Annotated in this window: 18 protein-coding genes; 5 read left to right on the top strand and 13 right to left on the bottom strand. The window is 63.1% G+C overall.

Annotation, left to right across the window (positions count from 1 at the left end):
* Nucleotides 1-63 precede the first annotated feature (63 nt).
* Nucleotides 64-2,310 (top strand): transglycosylase domain-containing protein, encoded by a 2,247-nt coding sequence (locus ACX3P1_RS19570; protein WP_459081271.1) that lies wholly within the window; start codon nt 64-66, stop codon nt 2,308-2,310.
* Between the two features lie 114 nt (nt 2,311-2,424).
* Here ACX3P1_RS19570 and ACX3P1_RS19575 read toward each other — a convergent pair whose 3' ends face one another.
* The 4 genes from ACX3P1_RS19575 to ACX3P1_RS19590 form a co-directional block, all read right to left on the bottom strand.
* The gene (locus tag ACX3P1_RS19575) at nt 2,425-2,679 is read right to left on the bottom strand and encodes a GlsB/YeaQ/YmgE family stress response membrane protein (RefSeq protein ID WP_459081272.1); all 255 of its coding nucleotides are present in this window, start codon (nt 2,677-2,679) and stop codon (nt 2,425-2,427) included.
* 103 nt (nt 2,680-2,782) lie between these two features.
* Entirely contained in the window at nt 2,783-2,995 is a 213-nt protein-coding gene (locus tag ACX3P1_RS19580; RefSeq protein WP_459081273.1) for a hypothetical protein, read from the bottom strand.
* Between the two features lie 57 nt (nt 2,996-3,052).
* Complete coding sequence (locus ACX3P1_RS19585; RefSeq protein WP_459081274.1) at nt 3,053-3,673, bottom strand: ribonuclease D; 621 nt, start codon at nt 3,671-3,673, stop codon at nt 3,053-3,055.
* A 42-nt stretch (nt 3,674-3,715) separates the two neighbouring features.
* Nucleotides 3,716-5,101 (bottom strand): M20/M25/M40 family metallo-hydrolase, encoded by a 1,386-nt coding sequence (locus ACX3P1_RS19590; protein ID WP_459081275.1) that lies wholly within the window; start codon nt 5,099-5,101, stop codon nt 3,716-3,718.
* A gap of 384 nt (nt 5,102-5,485) precedes the next feature.
* Between ACX3P1_RS19590 and polA the strand changes: the two genes are divergently transcribed.
* A complete protein-coding gene (gene polA, locus ACX3P1_RS19595) occupies nt 5,486-8,425 on the top strand; it encodes a DNA polymerase I (RefSeq protein ID WP_459081301.1) in 2,940 nt (979 codons plus the stop codon).
* Between the two features lie 27 nt (nt 8,426-8,452).
* On the opposite strand, the gene ACX3P1_RS19600 is transcribed toward polA, so the two are convergent.
* The gene (locus ACX3P1_RS19600; protein WP_459081276.1) at nt 8,453-9,316 is read right to left on the bottom strand and encodes a DMT family transporter; all 864 of its coding nucleotides are present in this window, start codon (nt 9,314-9,316) and stop codon (nt 8,453-8,455) included.
* Nucleotides 9,317-9,402: 86 nt separating this feature from the next.
* Between ACX3P1_RS19600 and ACX3P1_RS19605 the strand changes: the two genes are divergently transcribed.
* Nucleotides 9,403-10,836, top strand: coding sequence for an aminotransferase-like domain-containing protein (locus ACX3P1_RS19605; protein WP_459081277.1), 1,434 nt, complete (start codon nt 9,403-9,405; stop codon nt 10,834-10,836).
* A gap of 17 nt (nt 10,837-10,853) precedes the next feature.
* Here the strand turns inward: ACX3P1_RS19605 and ACX3P1_RS19610 are convergent, their stop codons facing one another.
* The 8 genes from ACX3P1_RS19610 to ACX3P1_RS19645 form a co-directional block, all read right to left on the bottom strand.
* Nucleotides 10,854-11,258 (bottom strand): Fur family transcriptional regulator, encoded by a 405-nt coding sequence (locus tag ACX3P1_RS19610; RefSeq protein WP_459081278.1) that lies wholly within the window; start codon nt 11,256-11,258, stop codon nt 10,854-10,856.
* A 169-nt stretch (nt 11,259-11,427) separates the two neighbouring features.
* Nucleotides 11,428-12,474, bottom strand: a complete 1,047-nt coding sequence (gene mgrA, locus ACX3P1_RS19615) for an L-glyceraldehyde 3-phosphate reductase (protein ID WP_459081279.1) — start codon at nt 12,472-12,474, stop codon at nt 11,428-11,430.
* A 46-nt stretch (nt 12,475-12,520) separates the two neighbouring features.
* Nucleotides 12,521-13,948 carry an NADP-dependent phosphogluconate dehydrogenase gene (gene gndA, locus ACX3P1_RS19620; protein ID WP_459081280.1) on the bottom strand — a complete coding sequence of 476 codons (1,428 nt, stop codon included), beginning with the start codon at nt 13,946-13,948 and terminating at the stop codon, nt 12,521-12,523.
* A 131-nt stretch (nt 13,949-14,079) separates the two neighbouring features.
* Nucleotides 14,080-15,723 (bottom strand): copper resistance CopC/CopD family protein, encoded by a 1,644-nt coding sequence (locus tag ACX3P1_RS19625; RefSeq protein ID WP_459081281.1) that lies wholly within the window; start codon nt 15,721-15,723, stop codon nt 14,080-14,082.
* A 55-nt stretch (nt 15,724-15,778) separates the two neighbouring features.
* Nucleotides 15,779-16,339, bottom strand: a complete 561-nt coding sequence (locus tag ACX3P1_RS19630) for a YcnI family copper-binding membrane protein (RefSeq protein ID WP_459081282.1) — start codon at nt 16,337-16,339, stop codon at nt 15,779-15,781.
* On the bottom strand, nt 16,329-16,874 hold the full coding sequence (locus tag ACX3P1_RS19635; protein ID WP_459081283.1) for a copper chaperone PCu(A)C: 546 nt from the start codon (nt 16,872-16,874) through the stop codon (nt 16,329-16,331). The genes ACX3P1_RS19630 and ACX3P1_RS19635 overlap by 11 nt, the downstream gene beginning before the upstream one ends.
* A gap of 101 nt (nt 16,875-16,975) precedes the next feature.
* On the bottom strand, nt 16,976-17,356 hold the full coding sequence (locus ACX3P1_RS19640) for a DUF2946 family protein (protein WP_459081284.1): 381 nt from the start codon (nt 17,354-17,356) through the stop codon (nt 16,976-16,978).
* 87 nt (nt 17,357-17,443) lie between these two features.
* Entirely contained in the window at nt 17,444-18,346 is a 903-nt protein-coding gene (locus tag ACX3P1_RS19645) for a GntR family transcriptional regulator (protein WP_459081285.1), read from the bottom strand.
* A 140-nt stretch (nt 18,347-18,486) separates the two neighbouring features.
* On the opposite strand from ACX3P1_RS19645, the gene ACX3P1_RS19650 reads away from it, so the two are divergent.
* Together ACX3P1_RS19650 and ACX3P1_RS19655 are read left to right on the top strand one after the other, a co-directional pair.
* Complete coding sequence (locus tag ACX3P1_RS19650) at nt 18,487-19,992, top strand: UxaA family hydrolase (RefSeq protein WP_459081286.1); 1,506 nt, start codon at nt 18,487-18,489, stop codon at nt 19,990-19,992.
* 22 nt (nt 19,993-20,014) lie between these two features.
* Nucleotides 20,015-21,031 (top strand): aldo/keto reductase, encoded by a 1,017-nt coding sequence (locus tag ACX3P1_RS19655; protein WP_459081287.1) that lies wholly within the window; start codon nt 20,015-20,017, stop codon nt 21,029-21,031.
* The last annotated feature ends 25 nt before the right edge of the window (nt 21,032-21,056 follow it).

A 21,056-nucleotide genomic window follows, 5' to 3' on the forward strand; every position in this document is an offset into this window, starting at 1 on the left:
CACCCTTAAATCGCCGCATCTACTGTCCAAGAGGGACGCGCACGGGGACTTGAAGCGCAGGGCATGGCAAACCGCAGAGACAGACGCATCGAGCCCCGTTTCGAGGAATCGTCGAAACAAAGGGCGTCGAACGGCTTTTCGGTGAGCGAGGAGGACCGCGTCGTGCCAAGCAATCGCAAGGCTTCGTCGAAAAGCAAATCCGCACGGTCAAGATCTTCGCGGCGCGGTCGAGCCAAAGGCCGGCGCGGCTTGTTCGGCGTTTTTAGCCGATTGCTTTACTGGTGCTTCGTCCTTGCCATATGGGGCGGCATCGCCGCCGCCGGCATCGTCGTTTATTACGGCGCGAAGATGCCGGCCGCAACGACCTGGGCCATCCCCGACCGGGCGCCGAACATCAAGATCGTTTCCGCCGACGGGCAACTGGTTGCCAACCGCGGCATGAGCGGCGGCGAGGCCGTGGGCCTGCATGAAATGTCGCCCTACATCCCCGAAGCCGTCATCGCCATCGAGGACCGCCGCTTTTACTCGCATTTCGGCGTCGACCCGATCGGCCTGGCGCGCGCCATGGTGACCAACATCCTGGGCGGCCGCCTCAGCCAGGGCGGCTCGACGCTGACCCAGCAATTGGCAAAGAACCTGTTCCTGAAGCCCGACCGCACGCTGGAGCGCAAGGTCCAGGAGGTGCTGCTGGCGTTCTGGCTGGAACACAAGCACACCAAGGACCAGATCCTGCAGATGTACCTCAACCGGGTCTATTTCGGATCCGGCTCCTATGGCGTCGAAGCCGCCTCGCGCCGCTATTTCGGCAAGTCCGCTCACGACGTGACGCTGGCGGAAGCAGCCCTGCTTGCCGGCCTGCTCAAGGCGCCGTCGCGGCTGTCTCCCGCGCGTGATCCCAAAGCCGCCGAAGAACGGGCGCAACTCGTGCTGGCGGCTATGCGCGACGAAGGCATGATCGGCGCCAAGCAGCAGTCCGGCGCCATAAGCGCACCGGCCACGCGCGCGCCCTCCTACTGGACCGGCTCGGAAAATTATGTCGCCGACACCGTCATGGAAGAACTTCCGGACCTGATCGGCGATGTGCAAGGCGATATTGTCGTCGACACCACCGTCGATCTTACCTTGCAGAAGCTGGCCGAAAAATCGATCCGGCGGCTGATCGACGAAAACGGCAAGAAGCTCGACGTCACCCAGGGCGCGCTCGTCTCGATCGACGGTTCCGGCGCGGTACGCGCCATGGTCGGCGGCTATGATTATTCCACCAGCCAGTTCGACCGCGCATCCGAAGCGCGCCGGCAGCCGGGTTCCGCGTTCAAGCCTTTTGTCTATATGGCGGCGCTTGAAGCCGGCCGCACGCCCGACAGCGTGCGCAACGACGCGCCAATCAAGATCGGCAAATGGACACCCGATAATTATGGCGGCAAGTATTACGGCAAGGTCACGCTGGCCACGGCGCTGGCCAAGTCGCTGAACTCGGTCGCAGCCCAACTGACCATGGAAGTCGGTCCCAAGGCCGTGGTCGAGGCCGCGCACCGCATGGGCATCCAGTCCGATGTCAAGGCCAACACCTCGATCGCGCTCGGCACCTCGGAAGTGACGCCGCTCGAACTCACGGCCGCCTATGTGCCCTTCGCCAATGGCGGCTTTCGCCCGGACATCCACTTCATCCGCAAGGTGACCGATGCCAACGGCAAGGTGCTCTACCAGCACCAGGCAGCGAACGCGCCGCGCGTCGTCAAGCCGGAAGTCGTCGGCATGATGAACGCCATGATGGCCGGCGCCGTCGAGACCGGAACCGCCAAGAAAGCGGCCTTCAACTGGCCCTCGGCCGGCAAGACCGGCACCAGCCAGAACTCGCGCGACGCATGGTTCATCGGCTACACCGCCAATCTCACGACCGGGGTCTGGTTCGGCAATGACGACGGCACGCCCATGAAAAGGGTCACGGGCGGCGCGCTGCCGGCGCTGGCATGGCATGAATTCATGGTCGCGGCGCATGAGGGCGTGAAGATCGCGCCGCTGCCCGGCACCTGGAAATCCGCGCCCCCGGCAAATATCGTGCGGGATGAAGCGCCCTCGCCCGTTGCGCCGGCGCAAAAGCCTGCCCCGCCCGCCCCTGTCGGCCGGGCCGTCGCAGCCTCACCCGCGCCGGCGCGCGCCACGCAATCGGCGCAGACGAAAGGCAAGGTTGCGATGCCGGTCGAAGACAGCCCGACCGCGTCGATCAAGCGCCCGGTGCCGCCCGGTGACGTCGGCGGGCCGTTGAAAAAGCGCGAGACATCCATCCTGGACATTCTGAGCGGCGGCTAAAGCGACGCCCGGGGGCGGAATTCCACCCACCCACCAGACTTCAGTCGAAACAAAACGCCGCGCGTCTCATCGAACGCGCGGCGTTTTGAAATTCAGCCTTTGTCGAAGGCTTGGCTACGCTCGCTTTACGAGCCGGATGATCAACAGCAGGATCACCGCGCCGATGACGGCATGGATGATCGCGGCCAGCATGCCGCCGCCAAAGGCAAGGCCCACCCGTGGCAGCAGCCAGCCGGCGATAAGAGCGCCGACGATGCCGACGACGATGTTGCCGATCAGGCCGAAACCGAAACCCTGGACGATAAGCCCGGCCAGCCAGCCGGCGATTGCACCGATGATGAGGAAGACGAGCAGACTTTCAATACCCATGGCAGTTCCCTCCAAAGAAAGACGGGATCGGGAGCGACGCTCCGAATCGGGTCAAGTTGCGTTAAAAGAATATGGCAAAGCGGCGTTGCCCGCCAGATGGGGACTATTCGTCGTCGTCATCGCCCGATGAAGCCGGCCGCCAGCTTGTCGGCTCGATTTTCTTTTGCGTATGGCCGTCTGTATAGGCCCACCACGCGCCATCCTCCTTGTCCCATCGGGCGATGGATTCATTCGCCACGCCATCGCCGTCGGTCCAGTGGACCGTGACCCGCGAGCCGTCCTTGGGTGCGGTGGAAATCGGTTGTCTGGCTGTCATTTCGCCTCCCCTGCCTGCCTATGAACAACTGAACGCCGCCCAGCCGTCAGAGTTCCCTTAGCTGTGGGCGAAAATATCGGCTTCCGACCACCCCATCAGGTCGAGCTTGGCGCGTGTCGGCAGGAAGCGGAAACAGGCGTCGGCTTCCTTTTCGCGGTTTTCGCGGGCAAGCCGTCCGGCCAGTTCGTCACGTAGCCGATGTAGGTAGAGCACGTCGGAAGCAGCATATTCGAGCTGCTCCGGCGACAGTGTTTGCGCCGCCCAGTCCGAAGATTGCTGCTGCTTGGAAAGGCTGACGCCCAACAATTCGTTGCAGAGGTCCTTCAGGCCATGGCGATCGGTATAGGTACGTGTCAGCCGCGAGGCGATCTTGGTGCAGAACACAGGTTCGGCCATGACGCCGAAGGCGTGATAGAGCACGGCAATATCGAAGCGCCCGAAATGGAACAGCTTGGTCACCTTGCGGTTCCGAAGCAGGCTGACCAGGTTCGGCGCCCGCTTCTGGCCGGGTGCGATCTGGATCACGTCGGCCGAGCCGTCGCCGGGCGAAATCTGCACCACGCATAGCCGGTCGCGATGCGGATTGAGCCCCAGCGTCTCGGTATCGATGGCAACCGCATCGACATCATAATGCGACAGGTCAGGCAGGTCGTTCTTGTGGAAACGGATATTCGTCATCGGAAAACCTTCAGGGGGAAAAACGTTCAGCGGGGGAGACTTTCAACGGGTCAGGGCGTCGAGAATGCGCGCCCAGGAGCGCTGTCCCTTGTGGAAAGAAGAAAGCTCGTATTTTTCGTTGGGCGAGTGAATTCGATCGTCGGAAAGGCCGAAGCCGACCAGAAGCGATTCCATGCCGAGATAGGTCTGGAAATCGCCGACAATCGGGATCGAGCCGCCCATGGCGATCATGACCGCCGGCTTCGGCCACTCATCCGACAAAGCCTGCTTCGCCTTGGTCAGGAATGGTGAATCGTAGGAAAGCTGGATCGCCGGCGAACCGCCATGTTCATGGAATTCGACCGAGCAGTCGGCCGGCAACCGTTCCTCGACAAATTTGCGGAAGGCGGCGCGGATTTTGGCGGGGTCCTGCTTGTGGACGAGGCGAAACGAAACCTTGGCCGAGGCCTGCGCGGCAATCACGGTCTTGAAACCCTTGCCGGTATAGCCGCCGTTGATGCCGTTGAATTCCGCCGTCGGCCGCGCCCAGACCAGTTCCAGGATCGACCGCCCCTTTTCGCCCGAGGGGATGGACAGGCCGATCGGCCCAAGAAAATCCTCCGCTGTCTCGCCGAGCGTCTCCCAGGACTTCAGTATCTGCGACGGCGTTTCCTCGACCCCTTCGTAGAAGCCGGGAATGGTGATGCGGCCATCCACATCGTGAATGTCGGCGAGGATTTTCGCCAGGATGCGGATCGGGTTGGCGGCAGCGCCGCCGAACTCGCCCGAATGCAGGTCGCGGTTGGCGGCCTGGATGGTGATCTCCTCACCCACCAGCCCGCGCAGCGCCGTCGCGATGGCGGGCGTATCACGGTCCCACATGCCGGTGTCGCAGACCAGCGCGAAATCGGCCTTCAGTTCCTCCGCATTGGCGGCGAGGAACGGCTTCAGCGATGGCGAACCGGATTCCTCCTCGCCTTCGAACAGGATGGTGATTTCGCAGGGCAAGCCGCCATGCACCTGTTTCCAGGCGCGGCAGGCTTCGACGAAGGTCATCAACTGGCCCTTGTCGTCGGCCGAACCGCGTCCAGTGATGACCTTGTGGCCGGGCGCGATTTCCTTGATCGAAGGGGCGAACGGGTCGTTGTCCCACAGTTCGACCGGATCGACCGGCTGCACGTCATAGTGGCCGTAAAACAGCACGTGCGGCGCACCAGCAGGGCCGGCGTGGTGAGCCACCACCATCGGGTGGCCGGGCGTATCGCGCACACTGGCGGTAAAGCCGATGGTCTTCAAATCCGCGACCAGCCACTCGGCCGCCTTGCGGCACTCGGCGGCATAGGCCGGATCGGTGGAGATCGACTTCAGCTTGAGCAGATCGAACAGCCGATCGAGGCTTTGATCAAGATTGTGGTCGAGACGGTCGAGAACGGGAGCGACAGAAGACATTCTTTGAGGGCCTTTCGATTCTGCGGAGCACCCTAAAGCGCTGGGCCGCAAACGAAAAGCCCAGCAAGTTGGACCAGCCGTGCAAAAAAATGCCGCCGTGGCGGAGGGGGAACCACGGCGGCACATTAAACGGTGCGGCAGCCCGGAGAGGGGGATAGGCTGCCGCAATGTCCGGTATAGGCGGGGGACGGGCCTTGCTCCGGACTCGGCGATAATTGCCGATGCCTTGTATTTGTGATCCGGAAGGTGGCGATTCAAGGGCACGAAAATTACAAGTTCGTAACATACGTGTTACCGGCCGGCTTGTCAGGATTTTGCCGGAACCGTCGCTTGCAAACGCCTTTGGCATGGACCGCGAAGCCGTGCCGCGCTATCCCTTCGCCCATGAAAAAAGGCGATCATCTCTTCCTTGTCGACGGCTCCGGCTACATCTTCCGCGCCTATCACGCATTGCCGCCGCTGACGCGCAAGTCCGACGGGCTGCCAGTCGGCGCTGTCGCCGGCTTCTGCAATATGCTGTGGAAGCTGATGGTGGATGCCCGCAACACCGACGCCGGCGTGGTGCCGACGCATTTCGCCGTCATTTTCGACTATTCGTCCAAGACCTTCCGCAACCAGCTCTATCCTGAATACAAGGCCAACCGGTTAGCCCCTCCAGAGGATTTGATCCCGCAATTCGGGCTGATCCGCGAGGCGACGCGCGCCTTCAACCTGCCCTGCATCGAAATGGAAGGGTTTGAGGCCGACGACCTCATCGCCACCTATGCACGGCTAGCCTGCGAGGCCGGCGGCGATACCACCATCATTTCGTCCGACAAGGATCTGATGCAACTGGTCGGCCCGACCGTCGGCATGTACGACCCGATGAAGGACCGCCAGATCGGCGTTGCGGAAGTCATCGAGAAATGGGGCGTACCGCCCGAAAAGATGATCGACCTGCAGGCGCTGACAGGCGATTCCGTCGACAACGTGCCGGGCGTGCCGGGCATCGGCCCCAAGACGGCGGCCCTCCTGCTCGAACAGTTCGGCGATTTGGACCAGCTTCTGGCGCGTGCCGGCGAAATCAAGCAGGAAAAGCGCCGCCAGTCGATCATCGACAATGCCGACAAGGCCCGCATCTCGCGCGAACTGGTGACGCTGAAGATCGACGTGCCGGTTGCTGACGGGCTGGAAGGTTTCGTGCTGCACGAACCGGACGGCCCGAAGCTGATCGGCTTTCTCAAGACGATGGAATTTTCCACGTTGACGCGCCGGGTGGCCGAAGCAACCGGCACCGCCGCCGGCGAGATCGAAGCCGCCAAGATTGCGGTGGAGCGGGCCGACACGGCGCATGGGCCGGATGTGGGCAGCGGTCAGCCCTCCCTCTTTTCTTCAAGCGACGAAGCCGGCCAGCCGACACCAGCGGCCGGGTCCGGGGAAAGCAGGACGCCATCGCTGCTTTCCGCGCTACGCGCCGAATCCGCTGTCGCCAGCAAGTTCGACACCAGCGCCTATGTCACGATCCGCGACCTGCCGACGCTGCAGGCCTGGCTTGCCGAGGCCCTGGAGGCCGGCATCGTCGCGCTCGATACCCTGACCACGACCCAGGACCCGATGCAGGCCGAATTGTGCGGTTTCGCGCTGGCTGTCCGGCCCGGCCGTGCCGCCTATGTGCCGCTGACGCACCAATCGGGCGCCGGCGATCTGCTCGGCGGCGGGCTGGTGGAGAACCAGATTCCCGTCCGCGAGGCGCTGGCCGCGATCAAGCCGCTGCTCACCGACGCTTCGGTGCTCAAAATCCTGCAGAACGCCAAGTTCGACATGACGGTCCTGCAGCGGCACGGGCTCGACATAGCGCCGTATGACGACACCATGCTGATCTCCTATGTGCTCGACGCGGGCACCAACGCCCATAATCTGGAATCGCTGTCGGAAAAATGGTTCGGCCATGCAGCCATGGCCTTCAAGGAAGTCGTCGGCACCGGCAAGAGCGCCGTCCCGTTCGACCATGTCGCGCTGGAGCGCGCCACCGCCTATGCCGGCGAGGAAGCCGACATCGCCCTGCGGCTGTGGCATGTGTTGAAGCCGCGCCTTGCCGCCAAGGGTCTGGTTTCCGTTTACGAGCGGCTGGAGCGGCCGCTGGTGCGCACGCTGGCCGCCATGGAGCAGCGCGGCATCTCCATCGACCGGCAGATCCTGTCGCGTCTGTCGGGCGAACTTGCGCAGCGCGCAGCCAGCCTTGAAGACGAGGTCTATCAACTCGCCGGCGAGACCTTCACCATCGGCTCGCCCAAGCAGTTGGGCGACATATTGTTCGGGCGCATGGGCCTGCCCGGCGGCTCGAAGACCAAGACCGGCCAATGGTCGACCACCGCGCAGGTGCTGGAGGAATTGGCGGCCGAGGGACACGAACTGCCGCGCAAGATCGTCGACTGGCGTCAGTTGACCAAGCTGAAATCGACCTACACCGACGCCCTGCCCGGTTATGTGAACCCCGAAACAAAACGCGTCCACACCTCCTACGCGCTGGCCGCGACCTCGACGGGCCGGCTTTCCTCGGTCGAACCGAACCTGCAGAACATTCCGGTCCGCACCGCCGAGGGCCGCAAGATCCGCACCGCCTTCATCGCCGACAAGGGCAATTTGCTGATTTCGGCGGATTACAGCCAGATCGAACTGCGCATCCTGGCGCATATGGCCGAAATCCCGCAGCTTGTGCAGGCGTTCTCCGACGGAGTCGACATCCATGCCATGACTGCCTCGGAAATGTTTGGCGTACCGGTCGAAGGCATGCCCTCTGATGTGCGCCGGCGCGCCAAAGCCATCAATTTCGGCATCATCTACGGCATATCCGCCTTCGGGCTGGCCAACCAGCTTTCCATCGCCCGCGAAGAAGCCGGCGACTACATCAAGCGCTATTTCGAGCGTTTTCCGGGCATCCGCGACTATATGGAGGCGACCAAGGCGTTCGCGCGCGAAAACGGCTATGTCGAGACCATCTTCGGCCGCCGCGCCCATTATCCCGAAATCCGCGCCTCCAATCCCTCGATCCGCGCCAACAACGAGCGCGCCGCCATCAACGCGCCGATCCAGGGCTCGGCAGCCGACATCATCCGCCGCGCCATGGTGCGCATGGACGGCGCACTCGCCAAGGCCGGTCTTTCGGCGCGCATGCTGTTGCAGGTGCACGACGAACTGATCTTCGAGACGCCGCAAGCGGAAGCCGAAGTGACCATGCCGGTGGTGAAGACGGTGATGGAAAACGCCGCCATGCCGGCGGTCGCGCTACGCGTGCCGCTGCAAGTCGACGCCCGCGCCGCCGCCAATTGGGACGAGGCGCACTGACAGCGTGGTTCGAGGGTTAGCCCCGGTTCAATTGGCGAATTTGCGCGCGCCGACCACGCACAGGATGACCGCAACGGTCACCGCCAGCATCGCCCCGGTTACCGGCTCATGCAGCAGGGTCGCGGCCAGCGCCAGGCCGAAGAACGGTTGCAGAAGCTGCAACTGGCCAACGGCAGCGATGCCTCCTTGCGCCAGGCCGCGATACCAGAACACGAAACCGATCAACATGCTGAACAGCGAGACATAGGCCAGGCCGAGCCAGGCAGGCGTCTCGATGCCGGAAAACGTCGAGGGAACGAGAACCATCGCCAGCACGGCCATGATCGGCAACGATATCACCAGTGCCCAGGAAATGACCTGCCAGCCTCCCAGCCGACGCGAAAGCCTTGCGCCCTCCGCGTAACCCAGCCCACAGACGATGACGGCCGCCAACATCAGCGTATCGCCGATGGGCGAGGCCGCGAGCCCCTGCGTCAGGGCGAAGCCCGCCACCAGCGCGCTGCCCAGCACCGAAAACAACCAGAATGCCGGCTTCGGCCGCTCGCCACCGCGAATAACCCCGAAAATAGCCGTCGCCAGCGGCAAAAGGCCGATAAAAACGATCGAGTGTGCCGATGTCACATGCTGAAGCGCCAGCGCGCTCAACAGGGGAAAGCCGACCACGACTCCCAATGCGACGACGATCAGCGATAGCATGTCGCCACGCGACGGGCGTTTCTCCTTGAACACCAGCAGCAGGCAAAGAGCCAGCACGCCGGCAATCGCCGCACGGGCGACGGTCAGGAAGACGGGATCGATCTGCATCACCGCCACGCGCGTGGCGGGCAGCGACCCGCTGAAGATCACGACGCCGATGAGACCGTTGGTCCACCCGCTTTTAATCCGGTCCATGGCACGCTCCTTCAATTGCGCCGCTCTTATCCATGGCGGCCGCTGGTGTTACCAGTGACAGTCCGGTACACTTTCGCCAGACTGTAATGGTGCAAGGTGCAGTACAGATGGATGAGCAGGCGGCTGGAACCAGTCGGGTGGCCATGGTCATGGCCGCGATCCGGCAGCGCATCGCCGCCCGCAGCCTGACCCAAGGCGCGAAACTGCCGTCGATCCGGCGATTGGCCGTCATGTTGAACGTGTCGACCTCGACGGTGGTGGAGGCCTATGAGCGGCTGGCCGCCGAAGGCGTCATCCATTCCCGGCCCGGCTCCGGCTTTTATGTCGCCGGCCTGACGGCTCCCCTGTCCCTTTCGGAAATCGGCCCGAAGCTGGACCGGGTCATCGATCCTTTCTGGATTTCGAGGCAATCGCTGGAGACAAGCGACAGCACCATGAAACCCGGTTGCGGGTGGCTGCCGACATCGTGGTTGCCCGAAGCGGGCATCAGGAAGGCGCTGCGGTCGCTGTCGCGGGCGGACGTTCCCGCACTGGGTGACTACGGCTCTCCCTTGGGTCTCCCGCCGCTGCGTCAGCTCATCGCCCGCCGGATGGCGGAGAAAGGCATGGAGTGCTCGCCGGACCAGATCATGCTGACCGAGTCCGGTACCCAGGCGATGGACCTGCTTTGCCGGATGTTGCTCGAACCTGGCGACACGGTGCTGGTGGACGATCCTTGCTATTTCAATTTCCAGGCGCTTTTGCGCGCACACCGCGCCAAGATCGTCAGCGTGTCCTACACCCCCGCCGGTCCGGACATCGACCAGTTCGCCGCCGTCCTTTCCGAACACAGGCCGCGGCTCTATTTGACCAACTCGGCCATCCACAATCCGACCGGCGCGATCCTGTCTCCTGTCGTGGCCCACAGGGTTCTCAAGCTTGCCGAGCAGTTCGCGCTGACCATCATCGAGGACGACATATTCGCCGATTTCGAACACAGCCCGGCACCGCGCCTCGCAGCGTTCGACGGACTGGACCGCGTCATTCACATCGGCAGTTTCTCAAAAACGCTGTCCGCTTCGGTTCGTTGCGGCTTCGTGGCAGCTAGGCCCGAATGGATCGAAAGCCTGATCGATCTCAAGATCGCAACGTCGTTCGGCGGCGGGCGGCTTGCCGCCGAACTGATCCTGAAGACCCTGAGCGACGGCGGCTATCGCAAGCATCTGGAGGGCCTGCGCAGCCGTCTCGCGCGCGCCATGTTCGACGTCTCGGCAAAACTGAGAACGCTCGGAATAGCGCCCTGGATCGAGCCGCAAGCCGGCATGTTCCTATGGTGCAGCCTGCCGGGTGGCGTCGATGCCGCAGACATCGCCCGCGCGGCACTCCAGCAAAAAATCGTGCTGGCGCCGGGCAATGCCTTCAGCCCCTCACAATCGGCCACGAACTATATGCGGTTCAATGTCTCGCAAATGCTGGATGACCAGTCGTTCCAGGTGCTGCGAGAGGTCCTGGTGCAGGAAACCCGGCGGCGGCGTCGATAGCCGGCCAAGCCGCCGCTTTACGCCGCCTCGACCTGGCATTTCGCGCAGGTGCCGCGAAACTCGATGACGGCTTTCTTGGCGGAAAAACCGGTCGAGTGCATCCACTCATCCAGATGGTGGCCGACGTCCGGATCGGAAAATTCGGTCACCTGGCCGCATATGTCGCAGATGGCGAAGGCGGTCATCGAATGGCTGTGGTCGTGCGGCTCGGCGCAGGCGACGAAGGAGTTCAGGCTCTCCAATCGATGCACGAGCCCCGACTTCACCAGCGTATCGAGCGCCCGATAGACCTGAAGCGGCGCACGAAACCCCTGCTCGCGCAACTGGTCGAGCAAGGTATAGGCGCTGAGCGGCGCACCGGCGGCTTCAAGCTTTTCCAGCACGCATGTCTGATTTTTGGTCAGCGCATTCCTTGCCGCCATGATCCCTGCCTTCGATCTCGATCATCGCCCGTTTTTCCGGGCCCCCATGAAATAGCGATGAACGTCCCCTTTTGCTACCGTGCCGGCGCAGTTCCCCGCCTGCCCTCTTGATTGCGACAACGCAAAAGGCGTCAAATCCTCCTCAGGCACGGCGGCCGGAGGGCGGCCCCTACTTGCGCACCGGTCCTTTCAGCTCGGCGGAAGCCGCCCAAAGATTGATGCCGCTATCGCGGGCATATGTGTCGATCTCGGCTAGATCGGCATCGCTGAAGTCGAGGTTTTTCAACGCGCCGAGGCAGTCTTCCACCTGCTCCGGCCGGCTCGCCCCGATCAGCGCCGAGGTTACACGGCCCTTGCGCAGCACCCAGGCCAGCGCCATCTGCGCCAGGCTCTGGCCGCGCCGCCCGGCGATGGCGTTCAACGCCTTGATGTTGGTGAGCGCCTGCTCGCTGATGAAGGACTGACGCAGCGACTTGCCCTGCGCGGCACGGCTGTCTTCCGGGATGCCGTGCAGATATTTGGTCGTCAGCATGCCTTGCGCCAGCGGCGAGAACACGATGGAACCGGCGCCAAGCCCTTCCAGCGTATCGAGCAGGCCGTCCTCCTCGACCCAGCGGTTCAGCATGGAATAGCTTGGCTGATGGATCAGGCACGGCGTCCCAAGCTGCTTGAGAATGGATGCAGCTTCACGGGTGCGCTGTGAATTGTAGGACGAGATGCCGGCATAGAGCGCCCTGCCCGACCGTACGGCATGGTCGAGCGCGCCCATCGTTTCCTCCAGCGGCGTCTCGGGGTCGAAACGGTGCGAATAAAAAATATCGACATAGTCGAGCCCCATCCGCTTCAGGCTCTGGTCGAGGCTCGAAAGCAGGTATTTCCGGCTGCCCCATTCGCCATAAGGCCCTTTCCACATCTCATAGCCGGCCTTGCTCGAGATAATCAGTTCGTCGCGATGATTGGCGAAATCCGTCCGCAATATCTCGCCGAACGCCGTTTCGGCCGATCCGGGCGGCGGGCCGTAATTATTGGCGAGGTCGAAATGGGTAATGCCGAGATCGAAGGCCTTTCGCGCAATTGCCCGCTTCGTCTCGTGCGGCGTATCACCGCCAAAATTGTGCCACAGGCCGAGCGAGATCGCCGGCAGCTTCAGGCCGGAGTGGCCGCAGCGATTGTAGATCATGGTGTCGTAGCGATTTTCCGCAGGGGTATAGGCCATTTTCTTTCCTTACTGAATGAACGGGACGCTGCTGGCTTTGGCAGGCTCAGCCTTGTGCGCTGCCCCATGGGCCGTGGAACGCGCCTGGCCCGTCGATGCGCTCGAAGCCGTGCGCGCCGAAAAAGTCGCGCTGCGCCTGGATCAGGTTGGAGGTGCCACGCCCCTGGCGATAGGCGTCGAAATAGGCGAGCGCCGAGGAAAGCGCCGGCACCGGCAGGCCGGCTTCCGCAGCCCGCGCAACGATGCGCCGCAACGAAGGATGCGCTTCCTTCATCATGTCGACGAAGGCCGGAGCCATCAAAAGGTTGACCTCGGCGCCACCCTTGCCAAAAGCCTCGGCCATCGTATCCAGCATCTGCGAGCGGATGATGCAGCCGGCCCGCCAGATCCTGGCGATGGTCGGCATCGGCAGGTTCCAGCCGAACGCCTTGGATGCGCCGGCCATCACCGCGAAGCCCTGCGCGTAGGCCGCGATCTTGCCGGCGAACAGCGCCAGTTCAAGATCCTTGAGCAGATCCTCTTTCGATCCCGAGAGCCGGGTCACGTCGAGCTTGCCATAGGCCTTTTCGGCGGCCTCGCGTTCGTCCTTCAGCGACGACAGCACCCGCGCCGCGACAGCCGCCTCGATGGCGGTCGCTGGAATGCCCAATTGCTGCGCCTCGATCACCGACCATTTGCCGGTGCCTTTCTGGCCGGCCCGGTCGAGAATAATGTCGACCACCGGCTTGCCGGTCTTCGGATCGTCGGCTTCGAGCGCCTTGGCGGTGATCTCGATCAGGTAGGAATCCAGCCGCCCCTTGTTCCAGCCGGCAAACACCGGCGCGATTTCCTTTGGCCCCATGCCAAGCCCGTCGCGCAGCACGCCGTAAATCTCGGCGATCATCTGCATGTCGGCATATTCGATGCCGTTATGGATGGTTTTCACGAAATGCCCGGCACCGTCGGTGCCTAGCCAGGCAGCGCATGGCTCGCCCTTGAACTTGGCGGAAATGGCGGTGATGACCTTCTCGACGCGCTTCCACGAAGCTTCCGTGCCGCCGACCATGATCGACGGGCCGTGGCGCGCGCCCTCCTCGCCGCCAGACACGCCCATGCCGATGAAGGTCAGGCCGGAACCTTCCAGTTCCTTGAAGCGCCGCATCGTGTCGCGGAAATTGGCGTTGCCGGCGTCGATGATGATGTCGTTGGCCGCAAGTTCGCCGCGCAACGCGGCAATCTGCTCGTCCACCGGCTGGCCGGCCAGCACCATGATGATGACCGGGCGCGGCGGCCGGATGGCATCGGCCAGTTCGGACAGGCTCTTGCACGGCACCACCATGCTTCGCAACGCGCCGGCGTTCTCGACAAAGGCGTCCGTCTTGGCCGTGGTGCGGTTGAAAACGGCGATGCGGTGCCCTTTTTCGGCGATGTTGAGCGCCAGGTTGGAACCCATCGTGCCAAGGCCGATCAGGCCGATTTCGGCTTTTTCCGTCATATCATTCCGCCTGTGATTGTTCGTTCTTCGCCGCAAAGCGCCATGATCGACCCTGCGCACCGGCTTCGTCAACACGCATGGCGTGCCGGCTGCATATTCTTTCAATCGATTAGACCGATTCCCCGCGCCCGTCACGGCCGGATGTCGATAGGCCCTTCGATCTTCACAGCATCGAAATCGGAAACCAGAATATCGAGCCCCACCGTCCACTTGCCGGGCAGCGGAATGACGAGATCGTCGACCCGCCAAGTGCCGTCACCCGCTTTTTTCGCCGGGCGCTTCAGCGGCTCGATGCCGGAATCGGGTTTCGACAGGACCAGCGTCATTTCCTTGGCGTTGAGCGGCCCGAAATCGCCGGTCATGATGAAGATGGAGGCGGCAACCGGCCCTGTGTGGCCGGGGGTGATCGAAATATCCGCCATCGCTTTCAGCGTATGGATGTGTATCGAGGCAGGTTGCGCGGCGGCAATCGCCAGCGCGCGGGGCGGCGGCGTGAAGCGCCAGCCGGCGACGACGCCGAAGATTGCCAGCACGATAACCGTCTCGACCCCGATTGAACGCACCAGCTTTTTCCGCGCCGCCTCATCGCCGGCCTCAGTGGGAGCGGTCAGCCGCCAGCGGTTGAAGGCCGCGAATGCGAACAGAACCGCGAGCAACCCAAGTTTGATAAGCAAGAGCCGGCCATAAGCAGTGGCGACAAGAGCCGACGGCGTCTGCACCTGGATGACCGCGAGAACGATCCCCGCCCCCGCCAGCACCACGACGACAGGCATGATCGTTTTCGAAAACCGCCGCAGGAAAAGACCGGATTCCACGGTCCTGCCCTTCAAAGCCAAGCCCAGCGGGATAAGCGCGCCCGCCCAAAAGGCGATGCCTACGCCATGCAGGAACACCATCGGCCGCGTCAGCCATTGCGGCTCGGCGGCACTGGCGTGGCCACTGGCGGCAAGCGCAACACCGACGCCCACCAGAGCGACAAGGGAGAGGGTTTTTGCCAAGAGACAAGGCACGATCAGGGAGAGCAGGCCAAGCCCCAGCGCGCAAAGCCCAATCACCACCGTCCAGCCGAATGTGGTGCCAAGGGCGGTCTTCCACACCAGCGGTTCGGCAATTCGCGCAAGCGGCAGGCCAAGCGCATCCAGCCCCTGGAAACCAAGCGACACCACCGCCGCAACGATACCGCCCCACAGCGCCGCGACGACCACGCGCTTTCCGGCGGCCGGCGACAGCCAGCAAAGCACGAATGTGCCGCCGACGCCGATGAATAGGCCGATGTAGAGACAGACTTTGGCAAGCCAAATGGCCGATCGCAACGACCAGTCGACAGGTTCGGATGCCACAGGCGCGGTGCCGGCTGCGCCTATGGAAAACAAGAGGGAGCCAGCCACCGGATGCCCGTCGGTGGAAATCACCCGCCAACTCAGCACATACGTGCCTTTCCCGAGTTCTTGCGCATTGTCGATTTCGACCGTCTGGCCATCAAGCCGAAACGAGGTCAACGCCTCGGTGCCGCCGCCGGGCTTGACCAGCGACAGCACCAGCGGCGAAACCGGCTCGCTGAACGTCAGCGAAAACCGGTCCGGACTTTGCGCCAGCACAGCACCATCGGCAGGCTCCGTACCGATCAGCGCCGCATGGGCAAAAGCGGGAGCGGGTAGAGCCAGAGCGGCAAGCACCCACAACAGGCAAAGCAGGCATGCGGCGGCCCGGCACACGCCCGTTCCAGATTTCCGGAGCGCCCTGAACAGTCGGCCTGGCCGCTTGATCGTGCTCATACCGCTCCCCCTTCCCAGGCGGCATCCTCAGTCAAAGACGCCGCTTCGAAGAAAATTATTTCTTCGGCAGCAGCTTTACGCCGGGCGCTGTGGATTCCAGCGCGTCCGCGTCCTGCCCCGCAGTTGGAATCTCGATCCAGCGGTCCGTCGCTTCGCCGCATTCCTGCACCACCGGGAAGTACAGCTTCTCGCCTGCTGTCAGGCTATCCGCGAACGTACCCCGGAAGACGAATTCGTCGTAGAATTCGTCCGGCAAATTGCCGCCCTTCCAGTCGACTTCCGTGACGCCTTGCGTGACCGCCTCGCCCCACAGCGTGTAGGATCTGGCATAGGCGCCCTTGACGGTTTCGACTTCCCAGCCGGGTTTCGGCATCGGCTTCACGGCGATGAAGCCTTCCGGCATTTTTACGCGAATGGCCGTGGTCGCCTTGCCTTCGCAGCCATGCGGCACGCGAACGACCGCCTTGTAGGTCGAGCCGACCGCTGCTTCCTGTGTTTCAAGCGTGACATGGGCGGATGCGCTTATCGTGCCTGCGGCAAGGAAAACACCAACCGCAAGGGCGAAGCTGAAACCCCGGCCTTCGGGGCGGGATGCGGGCAAAGCGTCAGTTCGCATCGTCGTGCTCCATGCTCATGCCGCCCGTTTCGCCAAGTCCCTCGACCGCGAACTCGACGGTCACGCTGCCGGCCTTCTCGAAGGTCAGCGTGGCGGGAAAGCTCTCGCCTTTCTTCGGCTGCCGCTTGAGGTCGATGAACATGAGATGGTAGCCCCCCGTGTCCAGCGCGACCGAACCGCCCGCCGGAATTTCCAGGCCGCCCTCGACCTGCCGCATGGTCATGACGCCGTCGCTAACCGTCATCTGGTGGATCTCGGCCTTGGCCGAAATCTCGGAAGTTATCGCGATGAGCCTGTCGGCAGAACTGCCGGTGTTTTTCACTGTGAAATAACCGCCAGCCACGCGTGCACCATTGGGCGTTTCGCGCGACCAGGGATGGTCGATCTCAAGGTCGCCCACCTTGAATTCATGGGCGAAAACCGCATGGGCGCTGGCAAACAGCAGGGCAAGAACGAAGACGGCAATGCCGAGGCTTCGCTGAAAAGTCATGGAGGACGCGGCAAGGCGCGCGCCGTGGCTAGGCAAATAAAACATGATGGCTCCGTCAATACGGATTCGCGCCGTTATGCGGCCGCGAACGAATTCAGTCATTGGATGAAAAGGCGGGCGAAAGGTTCCGCCAGGCGCAGCAGACCTCAGGCGAGCGGTGGTGCGCGCGGATTGGCAGGCGAGCGGTCGCGCTCAAGCGTGACATGGGCTGGCGTGAAAGGCAGGAAAACGACCGCCTGGAACGACAGTCCGGCATCGATGGAAGCAAGGTCCGGCGGCGCGCCGAGCGCCGACGAGGCAACCGCACAGCCCAGCGCACAGCACGCCGGCATGTGTTTGCGATGCTGATCGCCTGCCGGCAGTTCGGAAGCCCCGTCATGCGTGCAGATGACATTGCCGAAGCTGTCGAGCGCTGCGGCAGTGGGTCCAGTTCCGAGCGCAAACGCCGACGCGACCGATTGCAGCACGAGCAGGTAGGCCGCGGCAAAGGCCGCCACCATCCTCCACCGTCTGCGCGGTTTGCTCAACGTCGTGCTCCTATGGGTCCAGCGTTCCTATCACGCGACCGGCCAGCGCAAAACCGCGAAGTGTTCGCTGCGGCATCACGGCGCGCGCTATCGTGCGGTCGAACTATCGGGCATCGAGGTCAAAAGCGTGTGCCGCGCCGACTTCAGGTGCATGCGGCACGCGGCATCGACTCGGGCCGGATCGCGTGACTTGAGCGCTTCGATATAGATCAGGTGTTCGCCGACCGCCACTTCGTTGCGCAGGCGCTCGCGCTCGCCCGCCTTGTCCCATTGATAGTGATAGTGGAAGATCATCGCGATGACATCGTAGAAATCGACGATGAAGCGGTTGCGGGACGCGCTGTGAATGAGCCGGTGGAAACGCTCGTCCAGTTCGGAAAATTCCATGAACCGGGCCGCGATGTCTTTTTGCAGGGCATGGTGATCGGCTTCCAGTCTTTCCAGCTCGCCCCATGCCGGATTGTCGTGCGACAGGCTGGCGAAGGCGGCAGCGGAGCGCAGTTCGAACATCTCGCGGATTTCCGTCAGTTCCAGCGCGAACGATCGCGTAAAGCCCTTCAGCACCCAGTGGCTGTTGGGACGCTTCTCGATCAGGCCGAAGCGGCTGAAGCGGATCAGGAACTCGCGCACGCTGGTGGTGCCGACGCCGATTTCGCGCGCCAGTTCCAGTTCGTTGATCTGCGCGCCGGCTTCCGCACCACCTTCCAGCAGCCGCCGCATGAAGCTGCGCTCGATGATCTGGGACAGCGTGTCGGTTTCGGAATCGGAGAAGAAATCGTCCTCGCGCGTCTCGCGCAGCACGGTCTTGGTGCGCTTGTTCCAGGCGATCAGCCCGGTTTCTTCCATTCGCTTGAGAATGGCGCGCACCGTGGTGCGGCTGACACCGAGCGCCGCACCCAGTTCAGGCTCGGACGGCAGGCTCTTCGTCTCGTCGAAAAGCCTCAGGCAGCGATTATAGGCTTCCTTATAGACATTGTTGTTCTTCGACATGCCCAACCCCGTTTGCCGGCCGGAAGCCCTCAAACCGCCATGGCAGGAAAAAACAATTGACGCAAAATGTTTTTTTCCGATAAAAGACATTAACGAGAAGCCAGCGCGTGTCAATCTGCACGCCATCCGGGAATAGCTTAGTGACTGCTGCAAACTGCATCCTCCTGTCTCCGGCAGACAATGTCGCCGTCGCCAATGGCCGTCTCGAACCGGGGACGGTCCTGCCGGGAGGCGTGGTGGCGGTGGAGCCGATCGACCCCGGCCACAAGGTCGCCATCAAGGCCATTGCCGAAGGCGCATCGGTGGTCAAATACGCGCAGGCGATCGGCCGCGCGACCCAGGCGATCGCGCCGGGCCAGCACGTTCATTCGCACAACCTGGTTTTCGAGGCCGGACGCCTGCCTGTCGTGCCGCCGAGCGAAGCCGAGCATGCCACCGAGGCGGACCGGACCCGCACCTTTATGGGCTATCGCCGCGCCGACGGCCGCGCCGGCACGCGCAATTTCGTCGGCATCCTTGCCAGCGTCAATTGTTCCGCGACCGTCTGCCACGCCATCGCCGACGAGGCCAACCGCAGGCTTTTGCCGCAATATCCCGGCATCGACGGCTTCGTCCCCATCGTCCACGGCCAGGGGTGCGGAATGAGCGCGACCGGCGACGGCATGATGGCCCTGCACCGCACCTTGGCCGGCTATGCGCGCCATCCCAATTTCGGCGGCGTGCTCATGGTCGGGCTCGGCTGCGAGGTCAACCAGCTTACGCTCTACGGACAAAGGGGGGTGGCAGCCGGCAAGCGCCATTTCAACATTCAGGACGCCGGCGGCTCACGCAAATCGGTGGAACAGGCGCTTGGCGTGCTGGCCGAGATCGCCGAGGAAATCGGCCACCTGGAACGTGAGCCGATCCCGGTCAGCGAGATCGTCGTCGGCCTGCAATGCGGCGGCTCGGACGGCATGTCCGGCATCACCGCCAATCCGGCGCTAGGCGCTGCCGTCGATATTCTGGCGGGCGTCGGAGGCATCGGCATCCTGTCCGAAACCACGGAAATCTACGGTGCCGAACATCTGCTCGGCGCGCGCGCCGCCACGCCCGAAATTGCCGCGAAACTCGACGGGTTGATCAAATGGTGGGAAGCCCATGTCGCCAAGCATGGCGCATCCATCGACAACAATCCCTCGCCCGGCAACAAGCGCGGCGGGCTGACCACCATTCTGGAAAAATCGCTGGGGGCCGTCGCCAAGGGCGGCCAGACGCCGCTCAACGGCGTCTTCGCCTATGCTGAAAAGGTCAGCGGCAACGGACTGGTTTTCATGGACACGCCCGGCTACGACCCGGTTTCGGCTACCGGGCAGGTCGCGGGCGGGGCGAATATCATTGTCTTCACCACCGGGCGCGGTTCCTGTTTCGGCTGCCGACCGACACCATCCATCAAGCTCGCCACCAATTCCACCATGTACCACCAGATGGAGGAAGACATGGACATGAATTGCGGTGTCATCGCCTCCGGCGAAAAGACGATCGCCGGCATGGGCCGGGAGATTTTCGAACTGATCGTCGAAACGGCATCCGGCCGCAAGACCAAGAGCGAGGAATTCGGCTACGGCGACAATGAGTTCGTGCCGTGGCACCTCGGCGCAACCTTGTAGATCGACGATCGGGAATGGCCGCATGAACAGGCGCCGCATCGGCAAGACAGAACTCGAAGTCACCGAATACAGTTTCGGCGGCGCATCGCTGGGCAATCTCTACCATGCGGTTACGCGCGGGGATGCGATGGCTACCCTCGACGCCGCCTGGAACGCGGGGATGCGCTATTTCGATACGGCCCCCCACTATGGCTTCGGTCTTTCCGAACGCCGTTTCGGCGACTACCTGCGCGACAAGCCGCGCAACGACTATGTGCTGTCGACCAAAGTCGGCCGCCTACTCCAGCCGGTGCCGAACGACCAGGTTCCCGATCTCGGCTTCGTCGACCCGCTGCCGTTCAAGCCCGTCTACGACTACAGCTACGACGGCATCATGCGTTCGCTCGAAGCAAGCTATGCCCGCCTCGGCCTGAACCGCATCGACATGCTCTACGTCCACGACATCGGCGTCTACACCCACGGCTTCGAACTGACCAAAGTGCATCTCAGGCAATTGCTCGACGGCGGCATCAGGGCGCTGGAAGAATTGAAATCGACCGGCGTGATCTCCGCCTATGGGCTCGGCGTCAACGAGGTGGAAGTCTGCCTGAACGTCATGCACCGGGCACCGCTCGACTGCATCCTTCTGGCCGGGCGCTATTCGCTACTCGACCGGTCCGCCGAAGCGGAGCTTATCCCGCTGTGCAGGAAGGATCAGACATCGCTGGTCATCGGCGGCGTGTTCAATTCCGGCATATTGGCAACCGGCGCAAGGCCAGGCTCGAATTTCGACTATGGGGCCGCGTCGGATGACATCTTGAGGAAAGTGGCGGCAATGGAGGCGGTCGCCGCGCAAGGCGGCTATCCGCTCGCGGCCGCCGCGATGCGCTTTCCGCTCGAAGAACCGGCCGTGGCGACGGTGCTCATCGGCACCGCCAAGGCCTCCAGCGTGACCCGCAACATCGATCTGCTCGATGTCCCAGTCCCGGCCGAGGCGTACGAAAAATATCGTCTGCACACGACGGTGCAGGCGCCGCTGACAGGCGCGGTGCGCGAATGAGCCGAATGCCGAGGAAGGTGCATGG

This window comes from Mesorhizobium sp. A623, from assembly GCF_054489405.1.

What these genes read in the sequence shown, in the direction of transcription:
- ACX3P1_RS19570 (WP_459081271.1), top strand. Translation starts at nt 64, where the DNA reads ATGGCAAACCGCAGAGACAGACGCATCGAGCCCCGTTTCGAGGAATCG.
- ACX3P1_RS19575 (WP_459081272.1), bottom strand. Translation starts at nt 2,679, where the DNA reads ATGGGTATTGAAAGTCTGCTCGTCTTCCTCATCATCGGTGCAATCGCC.
- ACX3P1_RS19580 (WP_459081273.1), bottom strand. Translation starts at nt 2,995, where the DNA reads ATGACAGCCAGACAACCGATTTCCACCGCACCCAAGGACGGCTCGCGG.
- ACX3P1_RS19585 (WP_459081274.1), bottom strand. Translation starts at nt 3,673, where the DNA reads ATGACGAATATCCGTTTCCACAAGAACGACCTGCCTGACCTGTCGCAT.
- ACX3P1_RS19590 (WP_459081275.1), bottom strand. Translation starts at nt 5,101, where the DNA reads ATGTCTTCTGTCGCTCCCGTTCTCGACCGTCTCGACCACAATCTTGAT.
- polA (WP_459081301.1), top strand. Translation starts at nt 5,486, where the DNA reads ATGAAAAAAGGCGATCATCTCTTCCTTGTCGACGGCTCCGGCTACATC.
- ACX3P1_RS19600 (WP_459081276.1), bottom strand. Translation starts at nt 9,316, where the DNA reads ATGGACCGGATTAAAAGCGGGTGGACCAACGGTCTCATCGGCGTCGTG.
- ACX3P1_RS19605 (WP_459081277.1), top strand. Translation starts at nt 9,403, where the DNA reads ATGGTGCAAGGTGCAGTACAGATGGATGAGCAGGCGGCTGGAACCAGT.
- ACX3P1_RS19610 (WP_459081278.1), bottom strand. Translation starts at nt 11,258, where the DNA reads ATGGCGGCAAGGAATGCGCTGACCAAAAATCAGACATGCGTGCTGGAA.
- mgrA (WP_459081279.1), bottom strand. Translation starts at nt 12,474, where the DNA reads ATGGCCTATACCCCTGCGGAAAATCGCTACGACACCATGATCTACAAT.
- gndA (WP_459081280.1), bottom strand. Translation starts at nt 13,948, where the DNA reads ATGACGGAAAAAGCCGAAATCGGCCTGATCGGCCTTGGCACGATGGGT.
- ACX3P1_RS19625 (WP_459081281.1), bottom strand. Translation starts at nt 15,723, where the DNA reads ATGAGCACGATCAAGCGGCCAGGCCGACTGTTCAGGGCGCTCCGGAAA.
- ACX3P1_RS19630 (WP_459081282.1), bottom strand. Translation starts at nt 16,339, where the DNA reads ATGCGAACTGACGCTTTGCCCGCATCCCGCCCCGAAGGCCGGGGTTTC.
- ACX3P1_RS19635 (WP_459081283.1), bottom strand. Translation starts at nt 16,874, where the DNA reads ATGTTTTATTTGCCTAGCCACGGCGCGCGCCTTGCCGCGTCCTCCATG.
- ACX3P1_RS19645 (WP_459081285.1), bottom strand. Translation starts at nt 18,346, where the DNA reads ATGTCGAAGAACAACAATGTCTATAAGGAAGCCTATAATCGCTGCCTG.
- ACX3P1_RS19655 (WP_459081287.1), top strand. Translation starts at nt 20,015, where the DNA reads ATGAACAGGCGCCGCATCGGCAAGACAGAACTCGAAGTCACCGAATAC.